The organism is Methylobacterium sp. J-088 (assembly GCF_022829295.1).
In the GTDB taxonomy this organism is placed as follows: Bacteria; Pseudomonadota; Alphaproteobacteria; order Rhizobiales; family Beijerinckiaceae; genus Methylobacterium.
In genome coordinates this window covers 1-20,382 of record NZ_JAKSYH010000093.1, presented here as the reverse complement: position 1 = coordinate 20,382, position 20,382 = coordinate 1, and the positions used below count along the sequence as shown (strand labels likewise).

The following is a 20,382-nucleotide window of genomic DNA, read 5'->3' as shown; positions in this document are numbered from 1 at the left end:
CTATTCTCCCGCCGGGACGGTGGCGCTCGGCTGGACCAGCCGCTCGTCCGGCTCCACGAATTCGCGCTCGGGATGCATCGTGAACGCGAGGCCGGCGCCGAGCAGGCAGAGCCCCACCGACCCGATGAACGGCAGCGTCCAACTGCCCGTCAAGTCCACCACCACGCCGAAGACGATCGGCGAGACGATCGCGGCGATCGCCGAGCCGGTATTCATCAGCCCACTGGCGGTGCCGGCATATTTGGGCGCGATATCCATCGGCACCGACCAGATCGGCCCGATCACCAGCTCGGCGAAGAAGAAGCCGGAGGACAGGAGCAGCGCGACCAGGGTCAGGTCGCGGGTGAGCAGCACGCCCGCCAGACTCGCGGCCGCACCCAGGAACCCGACCACGATCACCGACAGCCGGGCGCGCTTCACGTTGCCGGTCCGGTGCAGGATCGCGTCGCTGAGGACGCCGCCGACCGTGTCGCCGATCACGCCGGCGAAGAACACGCCCGAGGCGAACAACGCCGAGTTCTTGAGATCGAGGCTGTAATTCTCCTTGAAGAAGCTCGGAAGCCAGCCGAGGAACATCCACAGGGTCCAGCCGTAGCAGAAATACGTGATGCTCACCGGCAGCATGCGCCGGGTCAACGCGCCCCACGGCACAGTCTGCTTCGCGCCGACCTTTCGGGGTGCGGGCAGCGTGTCGAGCTCAGCCTGGGTGATCGCCGCGTGTTCGGACGGGTCGTCGCGGAAATACAGGTACCAGACCGCGACCCAGATGAAGCTCACCCCACCCAGGATCACGAAGCTGGTGCGCCAGCCGAAATGATAGATCAGGTAGGCGACGATCGGGGGCGCGACTGCGTTGCCCAGCCGCGCGAAGGCGTGAGTGATGCCCTGCGCGAAGCCGCGCCGGCCCGGGGCCGTCCAGTTCTGCATCGCCCGCGTTGCGGTCGGGAAGGTCGCGCCCTCGCCGAAGCCGAGCAGGACCCGGGCGAGGAACAAGCTCACCAACCCGCCGACCATCCCGGTCAGGATCGTTGCCATGGCCCAGATCAGGCCGCAGACCAGCAGCGTCCGCCGGGCGCCGAACTTGTCGCCGACCGACCCCCCGATCACTTGGAAGATCGCGTAGGGGTAGGCGAAGGCCGACAGGATCAGGCCGAAATCGGTCTTCGACATGCCGAAATCACGGATGATCTCGGCGCCCGCCGTGGCGATGTTCACCCGGTCCAGATAGGTGATGAAATACATCACACAGAGCAGGCCGAGCACGCCATTCGTGGCGCTTACGCGCTTCGCCATCGACCGTTCCTTCCCATAGCGGCGTTGCCGCTGCCGGCCGCCCGGCGCCTCAACCTGCGGTTGGGCGCTCTCTCGTAATGCATTATTCAAACGCTTCGAGAGGCGAATGGCAACCCGAAATCACGCCGTGTCCGGGAATTGACGATGGGCGCTTCAACGGAAACGGGGGCCGCAAGGGCCCCCGTTCCGGGTTGGTCGATCGTGGCGGCCGGCTCAGGCGGTGGCGGGCTGCAACTGTCCGGACGCTTCGGCAGGCGCCGTGCCGAGCGCCTTGCCGCGCGGCCCGACCCAGCGTCCGACCCATTTGCGCTGCCAAAGCGCAAGGCATCCCAGCACGATCGCGGTGAACGCCGCGTAGCCGATGAAGCCGTACGAGAACGAGCCGGTATATTGCTTCGACAGGCCCATGACGTTCGGCAGGATCGCCCCGCCAAGTGCACCGACCTCGCCGATCATCGAACCGGCGACCGCGGTGTTGTTGGGCCAGCGCAGGGGCACCAGCTGGAACAGCGCGCCGTTGCCGGCTCCGAGCGCCGCGAAGCACAGCATGAACAGGATCGTGGTCAGCGCCAGCGACGGGGTCGCGGTGAGCGACAGGAACGTCGCGATGGCGGCGAGCAGCACCACCGACAGCACCGCGATCCCGCCCATCCGGTCGGCGAAATAGCCGCCGACGATCCGGATCCCCGAGCCCATGAAGGCCGCCAGCATGGTCAGCCGGCCGGCCTCGACCTTGGTCACGGCGAACTGCTCGTAGAAGAAGGTCGGCAGGAAGTTCGACAGCCCGACGAAGCCGCCGAAGGTGATGACGTAGATCAGCGAGAAGGCCCAGCCGTCCTTGGTGAACAGGCAGGCGATGTGCTCCTTGAAGGACTGGTGCTCGGTATCCGGCGGCTCCTTCGCCAGCACGATCATGACCACGAGCGGCAGCAGCATCACGACGCCTGCGAAGGCGTAGGTCGTCTGCCAGCCATAGGCCTGCGCCAGCGGCGGGGCGAACAGCACGGCCAGCACCGTCCCGGAATTGCCGGCGCCCGCAATGCCCATGGCGAGCCCCTTGTGCTCAGGCGGGAACCAGCCCGAGCCCAGCGACAAGGCAACGCCGAAGGACGCACCGGCGATGCCGAGCAGCACGCCCATGGCGAGCACGTCGCTGTAAGAGGAGACGAAGAGATAGCCGTAGGCCATCGCCAGCATGATCACGCTCATCTCGGTGATCGCAGCGTTCTTGCGGCCGATATACTGGGCCAAGACGCCGAGCGGGAAGCGCATCAGCGCGCCCGCCAGGATCGGCAACGAGATCATGAAACCGGTCTGCGCCGGCGTCAGCTTGTAGGTCTCTGTAATGAACGGACCCATGGCACCGTTCAGGACCCAGATCGCAAAGCAGAAATCGAAGTAGAGGAATGCCGCGAACAGAGTTGGGGGGTGCCCCGACTTCATTACCGTCTTGAAGCTGGCCATAGGGGTGCTCGTCTATAGTGGGCGAACCGCAACGCGGTCGCTCATGCCGGGGGATCCGGACTCACACCGTCCGCTATTTGGAGCGTCGTTGCTCCATGGCCGCAGCAGGCGCGGCTTCCTCCGCAATGCAGCAAGCGTGCCAGATCGCACGCTGCGGTGGTGGCGACCTCCAGAGGGCGTACGCCTACATGCCGATCGCCATCCGGGCGTGACGGTGCCGCTCCCGAAGGCAAAGCTGCCGAGTAAACGGGCGCCGCACCACCTCGCGGACCGACCCTCTCGGATCCTGCGCAGGCTTCGCGGATCGCCGGTCTTGGGTCCGTCAGCTCAGAACGCGATCACCGTAGCGGCACAACGGCAACAGTACCCCGGAGAAGAGCATTGCAGACTGCCCGACACCGGCAACGCAACTTGGCGGCGACACCGGATATTTGCTAAGTCACGGACTGAGCTGGGCCACGTATTCGTGCCAGCCCGCTCGATCGCGCGCCGCCACGCCTTGCGGTGTCGCCATCTAAGGAAATCGTTGCATGTCCGCCCCGATCCGCCGCCTTTGTCTGGCCGGCCTTGCCGCCCTCGCGTTGACCGCCACCGCTCATGCCCAGGGTCGCGGCCCAGTCGCCGAATCCGGCATCGACGGCTTCGGCGATGACGGCCAACTTTATCAGGATCAGAACGGCGCGCTCTATGTGCGGCGCGGCGGTCGCTACCTGCCCTATACCGGACGCACGGACATCGTTCGCCCGGTGCCGGCCGCACCGGTCGCACCGCCCCCGGCGGCCGATCTGGAGGCAGACCCGACCCAGCCGGCCCGGCCCGGCAGTGCCGCGGGTGCTCCGGGGCTTTCGCCCCTGGAAGCCGCGAAGGCCAAGGCCGTTCTGCGAGCACCGGACAACGAGCCGATCGATTACGCGAAGGCTTACGGGCCGGTCACGGACGACGTGTTCCCGATTCAGGCTTTCAACTACAAGAAGATGAACCCGGCGTTCCTGCGCCAGGAGATCGCCTACAACGGCCCGTATGAGCCCGGGACAATCATCGTCGATCCGCGGGCGCACCAACTGACCCTGGTCCAGGAAAACGGCCGGGCGCGCCGTTACGGTGTCGGCGTGGGCAAGCAGGGCTTCGCGTGGTCGGGCAACGCGATGGTCAATTCCAAGCAGGCTTGGCCGGATTGGTACCCGCCGAAGGAGATGATCGCCCGCAGCCCGAAGCTGGCGAGCGAGGTCGACAAGCTTCAGAGCGGCCTCGGCGTCGCCGGCGGCCTGCGCAACCCGCTCGGAGCCCGCGCCATGTACCTCTGGCAGGGCAACAAGGACACGCTGTTCCGCATTCACGGCACCCTTGAGCCGTTCTCGATCGGCAAGAGCGTCTCGTCGGGCTGCATCCGGATGATCAATCAGGACGCGATCGACCTGTTCAGCCGCGTCACGGTCGGCAGCAAGGTGGTGGTGCTGAACTGATCCCGCTGTGGTTCTGGGCGCCGATGATCGGTGCTTCAGACCAGACCGCGCCGATGCTCGCCGAGGATCCGGCGGACGGTGCCGGCCTCGGAGCGGTAGACGACGGTCTCGGTCTGGATCCGGTCCGGCCGGAAGCGGACGCCCCGTAGCAGCGCGCCATCGGTGACGCCGGTGGCTGCGACGATCACGTCGCCGCTCGCCAGATCGGTGAGATCGTATTTCCGGTCGAGATCCACGATCCCCATCTCGGCGGCCCGGCGGCGGCGTTCGGCCGTGTCGAGGATCAGCCGTCCCTGCATCTGGCCACCGATGCAGCGCATCGCCGCGGCGGCCAGCACGCCCTCTGGGGCCGCGCCGATCCCGAGATAGAGATCGATGCCGGTTTCCTCCGGGCTCGCCGTGAAGATGATCCCGGCGATGTCGCCATCCGAGATCAGGCGGACTGCGGCTCCGGCTTCCCGCACCTCGGACACGAGTGCCGCGTGACGGGGCCGGTCCAGGATCAGTGCGGTGATCTGCCGGGGATCGACGCCCTTGGCACGGGCGAGCGCGCGGACATTGTCGGTGGGGCTCGCATCGAGATCGACCAGGCCGGCCGGGTAACCCGGACCGATGGCGATCTTCTGCATGTAGACATCGGGGGCCGCCAGCAGGGAGCCGCGCTCCGCCATCGCCATGACGGCGATCGCCCCGGGCATATCCTTGGCGCAGAGCGTCGTGCCTTCGAGGGGATCGACGGCGATGTCGACCTCGGGCCCCTCGCCGCGGCCGAGCTGCTCGCCGATGAACAGCATCGGCGCCTGATCGCGCTCGCCCTCCCCGATCACCACGGTGCCCCGAACCGGCAGACCGTTGAGTTCGTCGCGCATGGCATCGACCGCGGCCTGATCGGCGGCCTTCTCGTCACCCTTTCCACGGAGGCGGGCCGCCGCGATGGCAGCCCGCTCGGTCACCCGGGCGAGCTCCAGGGCGAGCATGCGCGGCACCCCGCGGGAAGCGGGTATCTGAGTGTCGGCCATCGTTTCCTGCCTGTGTCCGGGTCCGATCTGTGTCGGATCCCGATCTAAACGCCGTCGGGCGAGCGACGTTCAGCCTAAGCGCCGTTTCGGGCGAGCCCATAAACTACGTTACGTCGGCGCATCGGATCGTTTCGCCGGGCTCGCCGATCGTCATCGCTTGGCCGTCCGGTCTCGCGCGGGCGACGATCGTGGACCGTTATTCGCGCTCGATCCGGATCACCTGTGGCGGCTCGGCCAGCAGCCCGTCCGCATCGATGGCATCCAGCGCGGCGCGAATGCTGCCTTCCGTGGCCGCATAGGTGATCAGCACCAGCGGAACCGGCCGGCCCGAGCGCCCGCGCGGATCAGAACCGCCGCCCTCGGTGCGGCGCTGCAGGATGCTCTCCAGCGAGATCTCGCGCTCGGCCATCCGCTGCGCGACGCCGGCCGCGACGCCCGGCCGGTCGTGGACCGTGAGCCGGATGTAGTAGCCGCCCTCGTGGCGCTGCATCTCGACGCGCTCGCTCGCGCGCATGGCGGCAGACGGAATGCCGAACGTCGGCCGCACGATGCCGCGCGCCACATCGGCGATGTCGGCCAAGACCGCGGAGGCCGTCGCCTCCCCGCCGGCGCCCGGCCCGATCAGGGTCAATTCGCCGACCGCATCGGCATCGACGGTGACCGCGTTGGTGACGCCCATGACCTGGGCGATGGCCGAAGATTTCGGCACCATGGTGGGATGCACGCGCTGCTCGATTCCGGCCTCGGTCGCCTGCGCGACGCCGAGCAGCTTGATCCGGTAGCCGAGCTCGTCGGCCATGCGCAGGTCGAGGGGCTGGACGCGGGAGATCCCCTCCACCGACACGCCCTCCGCGTCGATGGCGGTGCCGAAGGTGAGGCTCGTCAGGATCGCGAGCTTGTGGGCGGTGTCGAAGCCTTCGACATCGAAGGTCGGATCCGCCTCCGCGTAACCCAGCGCCTGCGCATCCTTGAGGCAGGCCTCGAAGGTCAGGCCCTCGCGCTCCATCCGGCTGAGGATATAGTTGCAGGTGCCGTTGAGGATTCCGTAGACGCGCGACACGGCGTTGCCGGGCAGACCCTCCCGCAGCGTCTTGATCACCGGGATGCCCCCGGCGACCGCCGCCTCGTAGGCCAGGGCGACGCCGCGCGCCTCGGCCAAAGCCGCGAGCGCCGCGCCGTGACGGGCGAGCAGCGCCTTGTTGGCGGTCACCACCGGCTTGCCGGACTCAAGGGCCGCTTCGACGACGGTCTTGGCGGCGCCCTCAGCCCCGCCGATCAACTCGATGACGACGTCCACGGTGCCGGACTTTGCCAGGGCGACGGGATCGTCGAACCACGCGATGCCCGTTAGAACGAGGCCGCGGTCACGGTTCCTGTCGCGCGACGAGACTGCGGTAACCTGCAGATCGAGTCCCGCGGCGGCCAAGGCCGTCCGGCGGCGTTCCACCATCCGGACCACGGACGCACCGACGGTGCCGAGCCCGGCGATCCCGAGGCGAAAACTCACTGGCATGACCCCTTCCGTGCCCGGACGACCGCGAGAAACCGGGCGCCCGATGCGGCGCTCTTCTGCAAGAAATCCGGCCGCGCCGCAAGGAAATCGCCTGCATGGCGGGCGCAGCTCAACCGACGGTTTGGCGATGCCGGATGGCCGTCGCCACCAGGGCGTACAGCACGGCGGCATTCAGCAGATGCCACAGCGCGTGGGTTCCGGTCGGCAGGATCGTGCAGACGGATCGGTCGAGGGTCCGCGCGGTGAGCGAGACCAGGAACAGCACGCCGATCCCGGCGAGTCGCCGTCCGGTGCCGGTGATGCGCTCCTCCGGCCGTCCGATGGTCGCGGCGGCCATCCCGAACAGCGCGACCAGAGCGGGCAGGTAATCGATGGAGCCGTTGCTCACACCCGCGACGTCGAGTCCGGTGAGGCGTTCGAGGACGGGCGTCAAGCAGAGGCCGAACAGGGCGAACGCCGCGGTCATGCTGACGACCGCAACCAGGGGGAGGCGCAGGTACCGCCGGAGCGCAAGGGCGAGATACGCGTCGATGAACAGCGCGATCGGAATCACGTCGGCGAGCATCGACCAGAAGACCGCCAGCGTGTGGAACAGGAACGAGCCGATTCCGACAACCGCGACGAGGCCCGACAGGGCCAGTCCGGCGCGATCCGGCGGGGCGGTTCGCGCCGCGCGGCGCGCCCCTGCTGCGGCGGCAATCAGGAAGGCGGCGTTCGAGAGGGCGTTGACCGGTTCGGCCCAGACTTCGCCGCCGGTCCGCTCGCAATAGGCCCGCACGGGTTCGAACCAATCCATCCGGCGACCTCGGAATGCTTCGTTTGCCAAGAGACCGGCACCGCGACGGGCACGGATTGCGAATCTGGCACCGGGCCGGCCTTGCCAGCGCGCCGCGAAGCGCGGATGACGGCCCTGCGGCGATCGGATGCGAGGCGATGCGGATCACGACCTGGAACGTCAATTCGATCAAGCAACGGCTCCCCCACCTGCTGGCGTTCCTCGACGAGGCCAAGCCCGACGTGGTCTGCCTGCAGGAGCTGAAATGCCAGGACGACGCGTTTCCCAGGGCGGAGGTCGAGGGCGCCGGCTATGCGGTCGAGACGCTGGGCCAGAAGGCCTATAACGGCGTCGCCCTGCTGGTCCGCGCGCCGCTTGCGATGACCGAGGTCCGGCGCGGCCTTCCCGGCGATACCGAGGACGAACAGGCCCGCTACATCGAGGCCCTGATCTCCGGGGCCGACACGCGGCCGGTCCGCGTCGCTTCGATCTACCTGCCGAACGGCAATCCCGTGGACAGCCCGAAATACCCCTACAAGCTCGCCTTCCTGGAGCGCTTGCGGCTCCATGCGTGCGCGCTGATGCAGGACGAGAATGCGGTGGTGCTGGCGGGCGACTACAACGTCATCCCCGATGCCGCCGACGCCGCTGATCCGGAGGCGTGGCGCTCGGATGCGCTGTTCCTGCCGCAGAGCCGCATGGCGTTCCGCGCGCTTCTTGCCGAGGGCTACACCGACGGCCTTCGGGCCTGCGACCCGCGCGACGGGCTCTACACGTTCTGGGACTATCAGGCCGGCTGCTGGCAGCGGAACGCGGGCATCCGGATCGACCACCTGCTGCTCTCGCCCCAGGCCGCCGACCGCCTGGTCTCGGCCTCGGTGCAGAAACACCTGCGCGGGCTGGACAAGCCGTCCGACCATGTGCCGGTCACGGCCGAATTGTCGGCAGGCTGACACGGCGCCCTATGTAAGCGGTGGGTCGCGGCGCTGAAGCGGCCGCGTCCACCAGCATGGGAGTTCCGCTTGATCGTCTACGGTACCGGTTATTCGCCCTACGTCCGCAAGGTTCTGGTCTCGCTGGTCGAGAAAGGCGTGTCGTACGAGCACAAGCCCTTGATGTTCCACGACCCCGATCGGGACTTTCAGGCCTGCAGCCCACTCGGGAAAATCCCGGCCATTGAGGATGACGGATTCCACCTCGCCGATTCTTCGGCCATCCTCTGGTACTTGGAGCGCAAGCACCCGAGCCCGACTCTGGTCCCGACCGATCCGAAGGTCCTCGGCCGCGCCGTCTGGTTCGACAAGTTCGGCGACACCGAACTCTTCGGCAAATTGATCGTGCCGTTTGTCGAGCGGGTGCTCAAGCCCAACATGAAGAAGCAGCCCACCGACGAGGCCGCGGTGACCAAGGCGCTCGATACGGATCTGCCGCCGCTCTTCGACTATCTGGAGGGTGAGATTTCCGGACCGTATCTGGCCGGGGATGCCTTCAGCATCGCCGACATCTCGATCGCGACCGGGTTTTACAATTTCCACTTGGCGCAGGCGCAGGTCGATTCCGGCCGTTGGCCCAAACTCGCGGCCTATGTCGAGGCCACGCTGGCGCGGCCCTCGTTCCAGACCGCCCTGGAGGCGCGGAAGGGCTGAGGCCCGGCCGAAGCCGGCGGCGTTCAGCGCCGCCGGCGGATCGAACCCACGGTCTGGAGCTGGGTCTGCGCCTCGGTGCGGTCGTCCTCGGCGGCGGCGGCCCAGTTCTTGTCGAACAGCGCGACGATCCAGTCGTCCTTGCGGCCCTCCGCCCCCTCCCGGGCCAAGGATAGCCACATCAGGCCCTTCACGCGCTGGATCGGCACCCCGCCGAGGCCGTTGATCAGCATGTCGCCGAGCAGAGCCTGGGCGGGATGATGCCCCTTCTCGGCGGCGAGGTTGAACCAGCGCGCCGCCTGCCGGGGATCCGATTCGACGCCGGTGCCGTCGAGGTAGAGCCGGGCCAGATTGTACTGCGCGTTGGGGTCGCCGTAGTAGGACGCCGCGTAATTGAACATATCGTAGGCGCGCTCGGGGTTCGGGCGCACGTAGGTACCCTTGATTCCCTCAAGGAAGTAGGTGCCGAGCGCCGTGAACGCGCTGCCGAGTACCGCCGAGTTCTGCGGATCGGGCCCGTCATCGGTGCTGGCATCGGCGATCCGGGAAAAGAACTCGAACGCCTTCAGGTCGTCGTGGGGCACGCCGTCGCCATCGGCGTACATCCGGCCGAGCTTCCACAGGGCCAAAGCATGACCCTGGCCGGCGGCATATTCGAGCGCCCGGGCGGCACCCTGCTTGTCGCCGGCATTGTACTCGCGCATCCCGGCGCGGAGCGCGTCCTTGGCCGAGCGATAGGCCTTGTCGGCCACCGGCACCGGGATGGGTGTCCGGATGTTGGCGTCTAGGGCGCGCGGCGCATCGGTCGGCACAGCCAGCAGGATCAGGGCCCAGCCGGCAAGCGCAGCTTTTCCGACGATCCGGAACCGACTGGGATCGGCCCCGGCCGGCGCCCTGCGCCGACTGAGGTCAGTCCTAGACGTCCGCATAGCTCTGCGTCTCCTTGGCACCCCCTGGGTGCGTGACGGCGCCGTAGAGCGCCGGGCCGACGCCCTGCGCGTATTTCCAGAGATAGCCGGAGGTCGCGGTGTTGCCCCGGGGCGTCCAGGCCTTGCGCCGTTCGGCCAGCTCCTCGTCCGACAGGGCAACGCTGAGCGTGCCCTGGATCGCGTCGAGGGTGATGATGTCGCCGTCGCGGATCAGCCCGATCGGGCCGCCGACCGCGGCTTCCGGCCCGACATGGCCGACGCAGAAACCGCGGGTCGCGCCCGAGAAGCGGCCATCGGTGATCAGCGCGACCTTGTCGCCCATGCCCTGGCCGTAGAGGGCCGCAGTGGTCGACAGCATCTCGCGCATCCCGGGGCCGCCGCGCGGACCCTCGTAGCGGATGACCAGAACCTCGCCTTCCTTGTAGGTGCGGGACTGGACGGCCTCGAAGCAGGCCTCTTCGCCGTCGAACACGCGGGCCGGACCGGTGAAAACCTGCTTCTCGGCCGCCATGCCGGCGACCTTCACGATCGCACCCTCCGGGGCGAGATTGCCCTTGAGGCCGACGACGCCGCCGGTGGGCGTGATTGGCCGGTTGGCCGGATAGACCACGTCCTGATCCGGGTTCCAGGTCACCCGGTCCATGTTCTCCGCGATGGTCCGGCCGGTCACCGTCAGGCAGTCGCCATGCATGAAGCCGTGATCGAGCAACGTCTTCATCAGAAGCGGGATGCCGCCGACCTCGAACATGTCCTTGGCGACGTAGCGGCCGCCGGGCTTCAGATCCGCAATGTACGGTGTGCGCCGGAAGATTTCGGCCACGTCGAACAATGTGAACTCGATGCCGCACTCGTGCGCGATCGCCGGCAGGTGCAGGGCCGCATTGGTCGAGCCGCCGGAGGCGGCGACCACGGTGGCGGCGTTCTCCAGGGCCTTGCGGGTGACGATGTCGCGCGGGCGGATCTGCTTGGCGAGCAGCTCCATCACCTTCTCGCCGGCCGTGGCGCAGAACTTATCGCGGATCTCGTAGGGCGCCGGCGCGCCCGCCGAGTAGGGCAGCGCGAGGCCGATCGCCTCGGAGACGGTCGCCATGGTGTTGGCGGTGAACTGCGCGCCGCAGGCGCCCGCCGAGGGGCAGGCGACCTGCTCCAGCTCGTCGAGATCCTCCAGGCTCATGTCGCCGACCGCGACCTTGCCGACCGCCTCGAACAGATCCTGGACGGTCACCGGCTTGCCGCGGAACGAGCCCGGCAGGATCGAGCCGCCGTAAATGAAGATCGACGGGACGTTGAGACGAACCATCGCCATCATCATCCCAGGCAGCGACTTGTCGCAGCCGGCCAAGCCGACCAGTGCGTCGTAGGCGTGGCCGCGCATGGTCAGCTCGACCGAATCGGCGATGACCTCGCGGGACGGCAGCGAAGCGCGCATGCCGCCATGGCCCATGGCGATGCCGTCGGTCACCGTGATGGTGCAGAACTCGCGCGGCGTCCCGTGAGCGGCGGCGACACCCTTCTTCACCGCCTGCGCTTGGCGCATCAGCGAGATGTTGCAGGGCGCGGCTTCGTTCCAGCAGGAGGCGACACCGACCAGCGGCTGATGGATCTGCTCGCGGGTCAGCCCCATGGCGTAGAGATAGGAGCGGTGCGGAGCGCGATCCGGCCCCTCGGTCACGTGGCGGCTCGGCAGCTTCGACTTGTCGTTCAAACGCGTCACCATGAACCCGGACACAGCCTTCGCACCACCGATCCCGAGCGGGTGCGAAGGACCGCGGCGCGTCGCTATCTGCGATGCGCCGGAACCGTCATCCGCGTGCTCGGAAAACCTCGTTCGTTAACGGTAAAGCGTTGTCGAAATTGCCGTTTACCGCGGATGTTGAGGTGGGCCCGGACTATGGCGGGATCGCGGCGTTTACGGGCAGGTCTCGGGGCGGATCCGGGATCGTTTTACGGTGTTGCGACCCCGCCACAGCCACGCTTCAGCGCTTTTCGCGAACCGGTGATAGGTTAAAGATTCAACCCATTCGGCAAATAGATTGCCACGGCGTTCTAAATGACAGGGCGGGTTCGGATGTTGTTTCTCCGCCCATCTAAACTTCTATCGAAGAAATTCTGGAAATAACAACTTAAATTATACTTGAGTAGTATTTTAGTGAGAGACAAAGATTTTGATAATACTGTAAATCTGTGACGGATTGGTTACGCGAATCCGCGGGGCGCTGGGTTGAGTTCGGGCGAACGGTGGCTGCGGGCCCAGCGCATCGCCTATGGCGAGGACGGTTCCGACCATCGTCGTGCGCACCATGCCGGAAGGGCTTCGGACCCCACGAACGAAGAGCCGGTGGAGTCTGAGACCGTCGGACGTCCCGTGGTTTTCAGCCTATCAGGCCGCTCCGGCGTGCGGTGCCGGGATCTCGGTCGAGATCGCCTCCACGGTGCGGGGCATCGGGCTGCCCTGCCCGTCCGCGCGCTGGATCCGAACCTGCTGGTTCACAGGCTGCATGTTGCCGAACGGCGTCGAGAAGGCGATCTCGGCGGCGTCGCGCCCGACGCCGATCCGCACCAGCCCGTCGAGATCCGCCTGCCGCGTGGCGTCGAACAGCCACCAGCGGCCGTCGAGATAGGCCTCGAACACCGCGTGGAAATCGCTCGGCACGAGGCCGTGGGCGTAGCAGCTCACGAACCGGGCGGGGATGCCCAATGCCCGGCAGAAGGCGGTGCCGATATGCGCGAAATCTCGGCACACGCCGGCGCGCTTGAGCAGCGACTCATCCGCGGTCGTCTCACCATCGCTCGTGCCGGGTTGGTAGGTGATGTGGTCGTGGATCCAGTTGCAGATCTGGTTCACCCGGGCGTGCCCCTTCGGCAAAGCGCCGAACTCCGCCAGGGCATAGGGCGTCAGCCGGTCCGAGGAGACGAAGCGGCTCGGCAACAGGAAGGGCAGGATGTCGAGGGGCAATTGCCCGATCGGTGTTTCGTTGATGGTGGCGGGATCGGCCCGGTGCACCGTCAGATCAACTTCGGCGTTGTATTCCAGCGCGAACTGGCCGGTGGGCACATTGACCGCCAGGTAGCGGTTCAGCATGTCGGGCGTCGTGTAGATGTCGCGCTTGAGATTTGGCGTCAGGACGAGGCTTTCGCTCAGGACCTCGACGCTCTTCAGCTTGGCCACCTCCAGATTGAAGATGAAGGTGGTATCCGAGAGTATGTTGTAGGACAGGCTGCAACCAAGCGTGTAGCGCATCGGATTTCCTTGCCGGGCGATGCCCTTTTCGCCGTCCAAGCAAGGGGCGGGCCCGATTGCCGGTTCCGGCTCAGGCTGTTTTCGGCTGCATCACCACGGTGAGCGAGCGTACACCCTGCGCCCCGTGGATCAGTACGCCTTCGATGTCAGCGGTCGCCGAGGGGCCGGTGTGCAGAACCGCGTAGGCCGAATGGCCGAATTCGCGCCGCCGATAGGCCGCCTGGACGTTCGGCAGGATATCGGCCGGATCGAGCAGCACCACCAGGTGTTGGGCGAGGTAGGCCACGGCGTTGACGATCAGCTGGTCTTCCGTGAACAGGACCGAGCCCGTCTCGGCGATGCCGAACACCGCGCGGACCACCGCCACGTCGACATCCTCCACCTCCTGCGGGTAGCGTACGCTCCGCAGGTCGCGATTGCCGGTCAGCTCCGGGACTGCCGAGGCGATGACCTTCGCACCGTCGAGCCGTTCACGAACCTCCGCGAAGACGTCACCGGCCCGGGGCTCGGCCACCCGGCCGCCCATGCGCTTCAGCCGTTCCCCGAACTCGGCCACGAGATCGTCGCCAACCAGGGCTGCGAACAGCGGCAGCTCCGGCATCGGGAAATCGCCGGACGGCCGGTTCCGGCGGATCTCGGCCAGGATCGCGTCGCGTGCGCTCATCGACCCGCGTCCTTCATACGGTTCTGCTTGTACCAGGCGTGGAAGGTCTGGCGCGGCGCCTCGGGCATCTCGCGCTTCTTCCCCCAGGTGTTGAGCGGGTTGTAGACGGCGAAGCGCGGCAGCACTTTGAGCGCCGAATCCGCCGCACCGATCGCCGCCCGGTAGGCGGCCGGACGCGACAGGACCGCACCCGCGGCCTTCATCATGCCCTGCTTGAGCGCCGGGATCTGGTGCTCCTCGACCAGAACCTTGCGCCAAGCAAAGATCTGCTCGTGGATGTTGATCTTTACCGGGCAGACGTTGGTGCAGGAGCCGTTCATCGTAGAAGAAAACGGCAGCGTCGAGTATTTCCGTTTGTTGAAGGTCGGATCGATGATCAGCCCGATCGGCCCTGAATAGGTCGCCCCGTAGGACAGTCCGCCCGAGCGCCGGTAGACCGGGCAGGTGTTCATGCATGCGCCGCAGCGGATGCATTTCAGGGAGGTCCAGAACTCCTCCAGGCCGAGGCGCTCGGACCGGCCATTATCGACCAGCACCATGTGCATCTCGGTGCCCTTGCGGGGCGCGCGGAAATGCGAGGTGTACTGGGTGATCGGCGAACCCAGAGCCGAGCGCGACAGCAGGCGGATGAACACGCCGAGATGCTCGACCTTCGGGATGATCTTCTCGATGCCGATCGAATGGATCTGCAGCGGCGGCACGTTGCCCGACAGGTCGGCATTGCCCTCGTTGGTGCAGGTGACGACCGAGCCGGTCTCCGCGATGGCGAAGTTGCAGCCGGTCATGCCGGCATCGGCCTGCAGGATGTACGGCCGGGTCGTCTCCCGCTGGCTCTCGGCGAGGTAGTGGGCGTCGTCGTTGTTGGGGTCGGTGCCGAGGGTCTTGGCGAAAACCTCGGCCACGTCCATCCGGGTCTTGTGGACCGCCGGGGCGACGACGTGGCTCGGCTCCTCGTTGTCGAGCTGCTGGATCCGCTCGCCGAGATCGGTCTCGATCACCTCGATGCCGTTGGCGTCCATGTGGTGGCGGAAGCCGCACTCCTCGGTGAGCATCGACTTCGACTTAACCAGGGTCTTGGCGCCGTGGCTCTTCAGGATCTCCAGGACGATCCGGTTGTGGTCGGCCCCGTCCTTGGCCCAGTGGACGTGGACGCCGTTGGCCTTCGCGGCCGCCTCGAACTGCTCCAGATACTGGTCGAGGTGGCTCAGCGTGTGCGTCTTGATCTGCGAGGCGAGCTCGCGCAGCTCCTCCCACTCGGGGATGCCATGCGCGGCGGTATCGCGCTTCTTGCGCAGATCCCAGAGGCGCTCGTCATGGGCGGCCTGATGCAGCGGCGCCGCGAGGAAGCGTTCGGCCGCCTCGGCCTGATCGATCGGCCGGTTGCCGCGGATCTTGGCGCCCCGGGGCTGCTTCTCGCGCACCTGCGGGGCGCGGATCGGCTTCGAAGCAGCCTCGGCGTGCTGAAGCCGGGTGCCGTCCTGCGCGCGCTCGCCCTCGTCGTCACGGGCCCGGACTTCCGGGTGGATGACGCCCTCGCGCTCGCGGGGATTGAGATCCTCGACGCTCATGCGGCGGCTCCGTTCATCACCTGCGCGATGTGGATATATTTGAGCGGCAACCCCAGGCGCTCGGCGCAGCCCTTCTGGTGCATCAAGCAGGAGGAATCGGCCGAGACGACGTATTCGGCCCCGGCCCGATTCTGATCAGCGACCTTGTCGTAGCCCATCTTGGCCGAGACCGCCGGTTCGAACACCGAAAAGGTCCCGCCGAAGCCGCAGCACTCGTCCGGCCGGGCGAGGTCCACCAGCTCGACGCCGTTCACGAGGCGCAGCAGGTCGAGGGGCTTCGAATAATAGGGCTTCACCAGCTCGCTCGGCCGGGCGTGGTGGATGCCGCGCAGGGCGTTGCAGTTGGTGTGGTAGGCGACGCGGTGGGGGAAGCTGGCCCAGGGCAGCGCCTCGACCTTCAGCACGTCATGCATGAACTCGACCAGCTCGTAAGTGCTGGCGCGAACGTGGCGGACTTCATCGGTCTGCGGGATCGCAGTCAGGTGCTCGCGCACCTGATGAACGCAGGAGCCCGACGGGGCGACCACGTAGTCGAAGCCCGAGAAATTCTTGACGAACAGGGCCTCGGTGGCAGCGGCTTCCGCGTGACAGCCGGTGTTGGTCATCGGCTGGCCGCAGCAGGTCTGATCGAACGGATACTCCACCGTGCAGCCGAGCCGCTCCAGCAGCTCCAGGGTGGCGATCCCGACCTCCGGCTCGAAGGCATCGACGTAGCACGGCACGAACAGGCCGACCCGCATGGTCCGGCACCCCCCTGGATCGCCGCTCCGTTGACCTGGAACGGTTCGAGACTGATCCTCAGGGTCTATCGGATGAGGTTGGTCTTGGCGAGGTCGAGAACCGCGTCACCGCGTCCATCCATCACGGCCCGCAGGACATAAAGGCTGAATCCTTTCACCTGTTGCCCGTCGATCTTGGGCGGCATCGAAAGCTCGTTGCGGGCCGTGCGCACGTCGAGGAGCGAGGGGCCGTCGAAGGCCAGGAACTCGCGCATGGCGCCGGGCAGCTCGGCAGGATCCTCGACCCGCAGGGCGAAGATGCCGGCGGCCCGCGACATCGCGGCGAAATCCGGATTGTCGAGGGCGACGCCGGTCTCGAGGTAGCCGGCGGCCTTCATCTCCAGCTCGACGAAGCCCAGCGTGCCGTTGTTGAACACCACGACCTTCAGCGGCAGCCGGTGCTGCCGCAACGTCAGGAAGTCGCCCATCAGCATGGCGAAGCCGCCGTCGCCGCACAACGCGATCACCTGCCGGTCTGGCTGGCACGCCTGCGCGCCGATGCCCTGCGACAGGGCGTTGGCCATCGAGCCATGGACCCAGGAGCCGAGGAGCCGGCGCCGCCCGTTCATGGCCAAATAGCGCGCCGCCCAGATGGTCGGCGTGCCGACGTCTGCGGTGAAGATGGCGTCATCGGATGCCGCTTCGCTGATCGTGCGGGCGAGGTATTGCGGGTGCAGCGGCCCGCCCGCCTTGCCGGTGGCCAGCTCATCGAGCCCGGTACGCGCCTTGGCGTAGTGCTTCAGGCTGGCATCCAGGAAGGACCGGTCGGTCTTGGACTTCAGCCGCGGCAGCAGCGCCCGGAGCGTCGCGCCCACATCGCCGACGAGGCCGAGTTCGATTCGGCAGCGACGGCCGAGCTCGGTGGGGCGCAGGTCGATCTGCGCGACCTTCGCCTCCTGCGGGTAGAACTGCTTGTAGGGGAAGCCCGTGCCGAGCATCAGCAGCGTGTCGCACGCCATCATGGCGGCGTAGCCCGAGGCGTACCCGATCAGTCCGGTCATGCCGACATCGTAGGGGTTGTCGAACTCCACGAACTCCTTTCCGCCGAGCGCGTGGACGATCGGGCTTTTCAGCGCCTCGGCGAGTTGGAGCAGCTCGGCATGGGCGCCCGCGCAGCCGCGCCCGCACAGCAGCGTGACGCGCTTGCCGGCATTGAGCAGGGCGGCCAGCGCGTCGAGTTCCGGATCCGCCGGCCGCACGACCGGCTTGGCGGGGATCAGCCCGGCCCGCGGCGCCAGTGCGCGCTTCGGCGCCTCGCGGAGCGCGACATCGCCCGGGATCACGATGACCGCGACGCCGCCCTCCCCGACCGCAGCGCGGATCGCGTTCTCCAGCACGAAGGGCATCTGGGCCGGGTCGGAGACCATCTCGCAATAGTGGCTGCAGTCGCGGAACAGCTCGGTGGGCTTGGTCTCCTGGAAATAGCCCGAGCCGATCTCGGGCGACGGGATGTGGGCGGCGATCGCCAGCACCGGCGTCCGGCTGCGATGCGCATCGTAGAGCCCGTTGATCAGGTGCAAGTTGCCCGGCCCGCAGGAGCCGGCGCAGACGGCGAGTTGTCCGGTCACCTGCGCCTCGCCGGCCGCCGCGAAGGCGGCGGCCTCCTCGTGACGGGTGTGGATCCAGTCGATCCGCCCACGCGCGCGCAGCGCCTCCGTGATGCCGTTCAGGCTGTCGCCGACCACCCCGTAGACACGCGCGACACCCGCTTCCTGAAGGGTCTCGGCGACGACGTCCGCGACGTTGCTGATGCGCATGATCCGGCTCCGGGTTTGACCTTGGTCGGGAAAGTGGGACCCGAGCCTCGGAAGTCACCCCGGGCAACGCACCCAGAGCACGCCCCCGGGGGGACTTTCCGGCGCAACCCCGCCCGTGCGCTTGATTTCCCGCGCCCCAGAGTCGAAGGACGTCTGGAAACGTTCCGAAGAGATCATCACCATGGAAGAACTGCTCGCCCGCGTGACCGCTCGTACCGGGCTCGACGCCGCGACGGCCCAGACCGCGATCGGCCACATCCTTGCCTTCCTGCAGAAGGAAGGGCCCGAGACCGAGGTGAATCAGCTCCTGACGGCGCTGCCGGGGTCGGAATCGCTGGTCGCCGAATCCAACGCCGGCGAGACCAGCGGTGGCGGTCTGATGGGCATGCTCGGCGGCATGATGGGCGGCGGCGGCGTCATGGCGCTCGGCCAGAAGTTGATGTCGGCCGGCGTGCCGATGGGCCAGATGCAGCCTCTCGGACAGGAGCTGTTCGCGTTCGGCCGCGAGAAGGTCGGCGAAGACGCGATGGGGCCGATCCTCGGCTCAATCCCAGGTCTCAATCAGTTCGTCTGATCTCACGCTGCGGGTGCGCAGCCGCACAGCATTCGGGCTTGGCCTGGACGATCGTGAAAAAACAGTTTCCGGGCGAAAGCTTGACGGAACCTGTCACCACGATCCCCGTTATTGGGGAGCGGTCGGAATCGACGCCTTCTGCGACGTTCGCGACCGCAATCCAGCAGGCCGGCCATGCCCGTCTTCGAAGCGAAGAATCTGGACAGTTCATTCGAGGGCCAGGCTCTCCTTGCCGCGATCCTGCACCCGACACGGGCGGCGCATTCCCGCGCGCTGCGTCACGGCCGCCGTCGCGCCGAGCGTTCGGCCGCCATGGCCGATCCGCTGACGCTGGAACCGCGTTTTCCGGTCCCGGCGGACGGGTTGGTCGCGACGCCCTACCCGTCCCGCTGAAGTCTCGGACAGCTACCAAGCTTGTGGGGTGACGATCCCCTGGCGGGTCACGACCACCCAGTCCCGCCCACGGCGCTCGACGCCCTCGACCCGGCCAAAGCCCGGCAGGATCTCGCCCGGTCCGATTTCCAGGAGCCGGTGGCGGCGATTCTCTAGAATCGCCATCCCGTCATAGACCTCGCGAACGGCCCAAGCGTCGATTACCGGGGCCTTCTCCCCGCCCGTGGACTTCGGCTTCACGTCGGCCAGCTTGGCATCGGCGAGCTTCGTCTCGACGGCCTTTGCGTCCGTGACCTTGGCTTCCACAACCTTGGGCTCGACGGTCTTCGGCTCGACGCTCCGCGGCTCGGCGAGGCTCCCGGTCTGCGTCGGCTCGGCCTTCGTGACCGCAGCGGAACGGCGGTCGATCTGCGCGGCAAGGCTTGCGATTCGCGCGTTCTGCTCGCGCTCGACCTGATCGAGCCGCTCGCCGAGCGCCGCGTTCTTGGCGGTCAGGTTCTTGTCGAGCTGCGCGAAGCGCTCGCCGAGCGCGCTGCTGCGGCTCGTGGCCTCCTTGCGGGCGGTGTCGGTCGAGGCGCGCAGGTCGGCCAGAATACGATGGAGTTGCGCGATATCGCTGCTGAGACGGGCTGTCTCGGTCCGGCCGGCGTCCAGCGTCGTGCTGAGCGCCGCGACAGCGTCGCTCGACAGGCCGGACGAGTGGGTCATCGCGATGACGCCACCGCCCAGCAGGGCGCCGAGCGCGATGCAGACGCCCGGGATCGCGAGGGCCCGCCGGTCGATCCGCGGCAGAGAACGCAGCATCGCCAGCGTCCGCGCGGGGGCTTCCGGAGACATGGCGGCCTCCGGGGCCGAATCCGCATGGCCGGTCACAACGGCCTTGAGCAGGTCGTCCGGCGAAACGGCCGGCTTGGTCTCGGTCTTGGTCATCGCCCCCAACTCCGGTGCAGGACGTCACTGCAAGCCTTCGTTAAGGACGTTTGTTTACGAAACCCTTACCGACCGTGAAGAGCCACTCCCGTTCGCCGCGCCCACGGGACACGACATTTGTCCACCGCCTGGGTCGGCAAGCGCGACCTGCCCCCTCTCCCGTGCGGGAGAGGGTTGGGGTGAGGGTCGAGAAGGTTCAGGATCGAGCGCACCTTCAAGGCGCCGACAGGGTACGCCTCTTCCGGACAGGTCTCATCCCTCACCCGGCTTTCTGCGAAACACGACCTCTTCCGCACGGGAAAGGGGACCCTCGCCTCAGTCCGCGATGGTGGCGTCACTGTCGTGGACCGTGAGCAGTGCGATCGAGAGCGGCTCTG

General features: G+C 67.4%; 18 protein-coding genes. 5 read left to right on the top strand and 13 right to left on the bottom strand.

The features are described 5' to 3' along the window. Nucleotides 1-1,293 (bottom strand): MFS transporter, encoded by a 1,293-nt coding sequence (locus MKK63_RS10705; RefSeq protein ID WP_244001450.1) that lies wholly within the window; start codon nt 1,291-1,293, stop codon nt 1-3. Nucleotides 1,294-1,506: 213 nt separating this feature from the next. Beyond that, complete coding sequence (locus MKK63_RS10700; RefSeq protein ID WP_244001448.1) at nt 1,507-2,757, bottom strand: nitrate/nitrite transporter; 1,251 nt, start codon at nt 2,755-2,757, stop codon at nt 1,507-1,509. A gap of 530 nt (nt 2,758-3,287) precedes the next feature. Between MKK63_RS10700 and MKK63_RS10695 the strand changes: the two genes are divergently transcribed. Further along, a complete protein-coding gene (locus tag MKK63_RS10695) occupies nt 3,288-4,220 on the top strand; it encodes a L,D-transpeptidase (protein WP_244001445.1) in 933 nt (310 codons plus the stop codon). 35 nt (nt 4,221-4,255) lie between these two features. On the opposite strand, the gene glpX is transcribed toward MKK63_RS10695, so the two are convergent. From glpX to MKK63_RS10680, 3 genes are all read right to left on the bottom strand, one after another. Next, entirely contained in the window at nt 4,256-5,239 is a 984-nt protein-coding gene (gene glpX / locus MKK63_RS10690) for a class II fructose-bisphosphatase (RefSeq protein ID WP_244001443.1), read from the bottom strand. A gap of 196 nt (nt 5,240-5,435) precedes the next feature. Next, nucleotides 5,436-6,752, bottom strand: coding sequence for a homoserine dehydrogenase (locus MKK63_RS10685; protein WP_244001441.1), 1,317 nt, complete (start codon nt 6,750-6,752; stop codon nt 5,436-5,438). 109 nt (nt 6,753-6,861) lie between these two features. After that, on the bottom strand, nt 6,862-7,548 hold the full coding sequence (locus tag MKK63_RS10680) for a ceramidase domain-containing protein (protein WP_244001439.1): 687 nt from the start codon (nt 7,546-7,548) through the stop codon (nt 6,862-6,864). Between the two features lie 137 nt (nt 7,549-7,685). On the opposite strand from MKK63_RS10680, the gene xth reads away from it, so the two are divergent. Together xth and MKK63_RS10670 are read left to right on the top strand one after the other, a co-directional pair. Beyond that, a complete protein-coding gene (xth, locus tag MKK63_RS10675; RefSeq protein ID WP_244001437.1) occupies nt 7,686-8,480 on the top strand; it encodes an exodeoxyribonuclease III in 795 nt (264 codons plus the stop codon). Between the two features lie 69 nt (nt 8,481-8,549). Then, nucleotides 8,550-9,173: a glutathione S-transferase family protein gene (locus MKK63_RS10670; protein ID WP_244001435.1), complete on the top strand. Its 624-nt coding sequence runs from the start codon at nt 8,550-8,552 to the stop codon at nt 9,171-9,173. Nucleotides 9,174-9,196: 23 nt separating this feature from the next. On the opposite strand, the gene MKK63_RS10665 is transcribed toward MKK63_RS10670, so the two are convergent. The 7 genes from MKK63_RS10665 to poxB all read right to left on the bottom strand — a co-directional run bounded on the left by MKK63_RS10665 (nt 9,197) and on the right by poxB (nt 18,108). After that, nucleotides 9,197-10,099 carry a tetratricopeptide repeat protein gene (locus MKK63_RS10665; protein WP_244001433.1) on the bottom strand — a complete coding sequence of 301 codons (903 nt, stop codon included), beginning with the start codon at nt 10,097-10,099 and terminating at the stop codon, nt 9,197-9,199. Then, nucleotides 10,086-11,816, bottom strand: coding sequence for a dihydroxy-acid dehydratase (gene ilvD / locus MKK63_RS10660; protein WP_244001430.1), 1,731 nt, complete (start codon nt 11,814-11,816; stop codon nt 10,086-10,088). The genes MKK63_RS10665 and ilvD overlap by 14 nt, the downstream gene beginning before the upstream one ends. Nucleotides 11,817-12,479: 663 nt before the next feature. Further along, nucleotides 12,480-13,340, bottom strand: a complete 861-nt coding sequence (locus MKK63_RS10655) for a transglutaminase-like domain-containing protein (protein ID WP_244001428.1) — start codon at nt 13,338-13,340, stop codon at nt 12,480-12,482. 70 nt (nt 13,341-13,410) lie between these two features. Then, entirely contained in the window at nt 13,411-14,004 is a 594-nt protein-coding gene (locus tag MKK63_RS10650) for a lactate utilization protein C (RefSeq protein WP_244001426.1), read from the bottom strand. Beyond that, nucleotides 14,001-15,572: a lactate utilization protein B gene (locus MKK63_RS10645; RefSeq protein WP_244001424.1), complete on the bottom strand. Its 1,572-nt coding sequence runs from the start codon at nt 15,570-15,572 to the stop codon at nt 14,001-14,003. The genes MKK63_RS10650 and MKK63_RS10645 overlap by 4 nt, the downstream gene beginning before the upstream one ends. Continuing rightward, on the bottom strand, nt 15,569-16,312 hold the full coding sequence (locus tag MKK63_RS10640) for a (Fe-S)-binding protein (RefSeq protein ID WP_244001422.1): 744 nt from the start codon (nt 16,310-16,312) through the stop codon (nt 15,569-15,571). Before MKK63_RS10640 ends, MKK63_RS10645 begins: the two co-directional genes overlap by 4 nt. Nucleotides 16,313-16,377: 65 nt before the next feature. Next, nucleotides 16,378-18,108, bottom strand: a complete 1,731-nt coding sequence (gene poxB / locus MKK63_RS10635; RefSeq protein WP_244001420.1) for a ubiquinone-dependent pyruvate dehydrogenase — start codon at nt 18,106-18,108, stop codon at nt 16,378-16,380. A 181-nt stretch (nt 18,109-18,289) separates the two neighbouring features. On the opposite strand from poxB, the gene MKK63_RS10630 reads away from it, so the two are divergent. After that, nucleotides 18,290-18,682 carry a DUF2267 domain-containing protein gene (locus tag MKK63_RS10630; protein ID WP_244001418.1) on the top strand — a complete coding sequence of 131 codons (393 nt, stop codon included), beginning with the start codon at nt 18,290-18,292 and terminating at the stop codon, nt 18,680-18,682. A gap of 174 nt (nt 18,683-18,856) precedes the next feature. Then, the gene (locus tag MKK63_RS10625; protein WP_244001416.1) at nt 18,857-19,075 is read left to right on the top strand and encodes a hypothetical protein; all 219 of its coding nucleotides are present in this window, start codon (nt 18,857-18,859) and stop codon (nt 19,073-19,075) included. 12 nt (nt 19,076-19,087) lie between these two features. Here MKK63_RS10625 and MKK63_RS10620 read toward each other — a convergent pair whose 3' ends face one another. After that, nucleotides 19,088-20,005 carry a hypothetical protein gene (locus tag MKK63_RS10620; protein ID WP_244001414.1) on the bottom strand — a complete coding sequence of 306 codons (918 nt, stop codon included), beginning with the start codon at nt 20,003-20,005 and terminating at the stop codon, nt 19,088-19,090. Nucleotides 20,006-20,382: the final 377 nt, after the last annotated feature.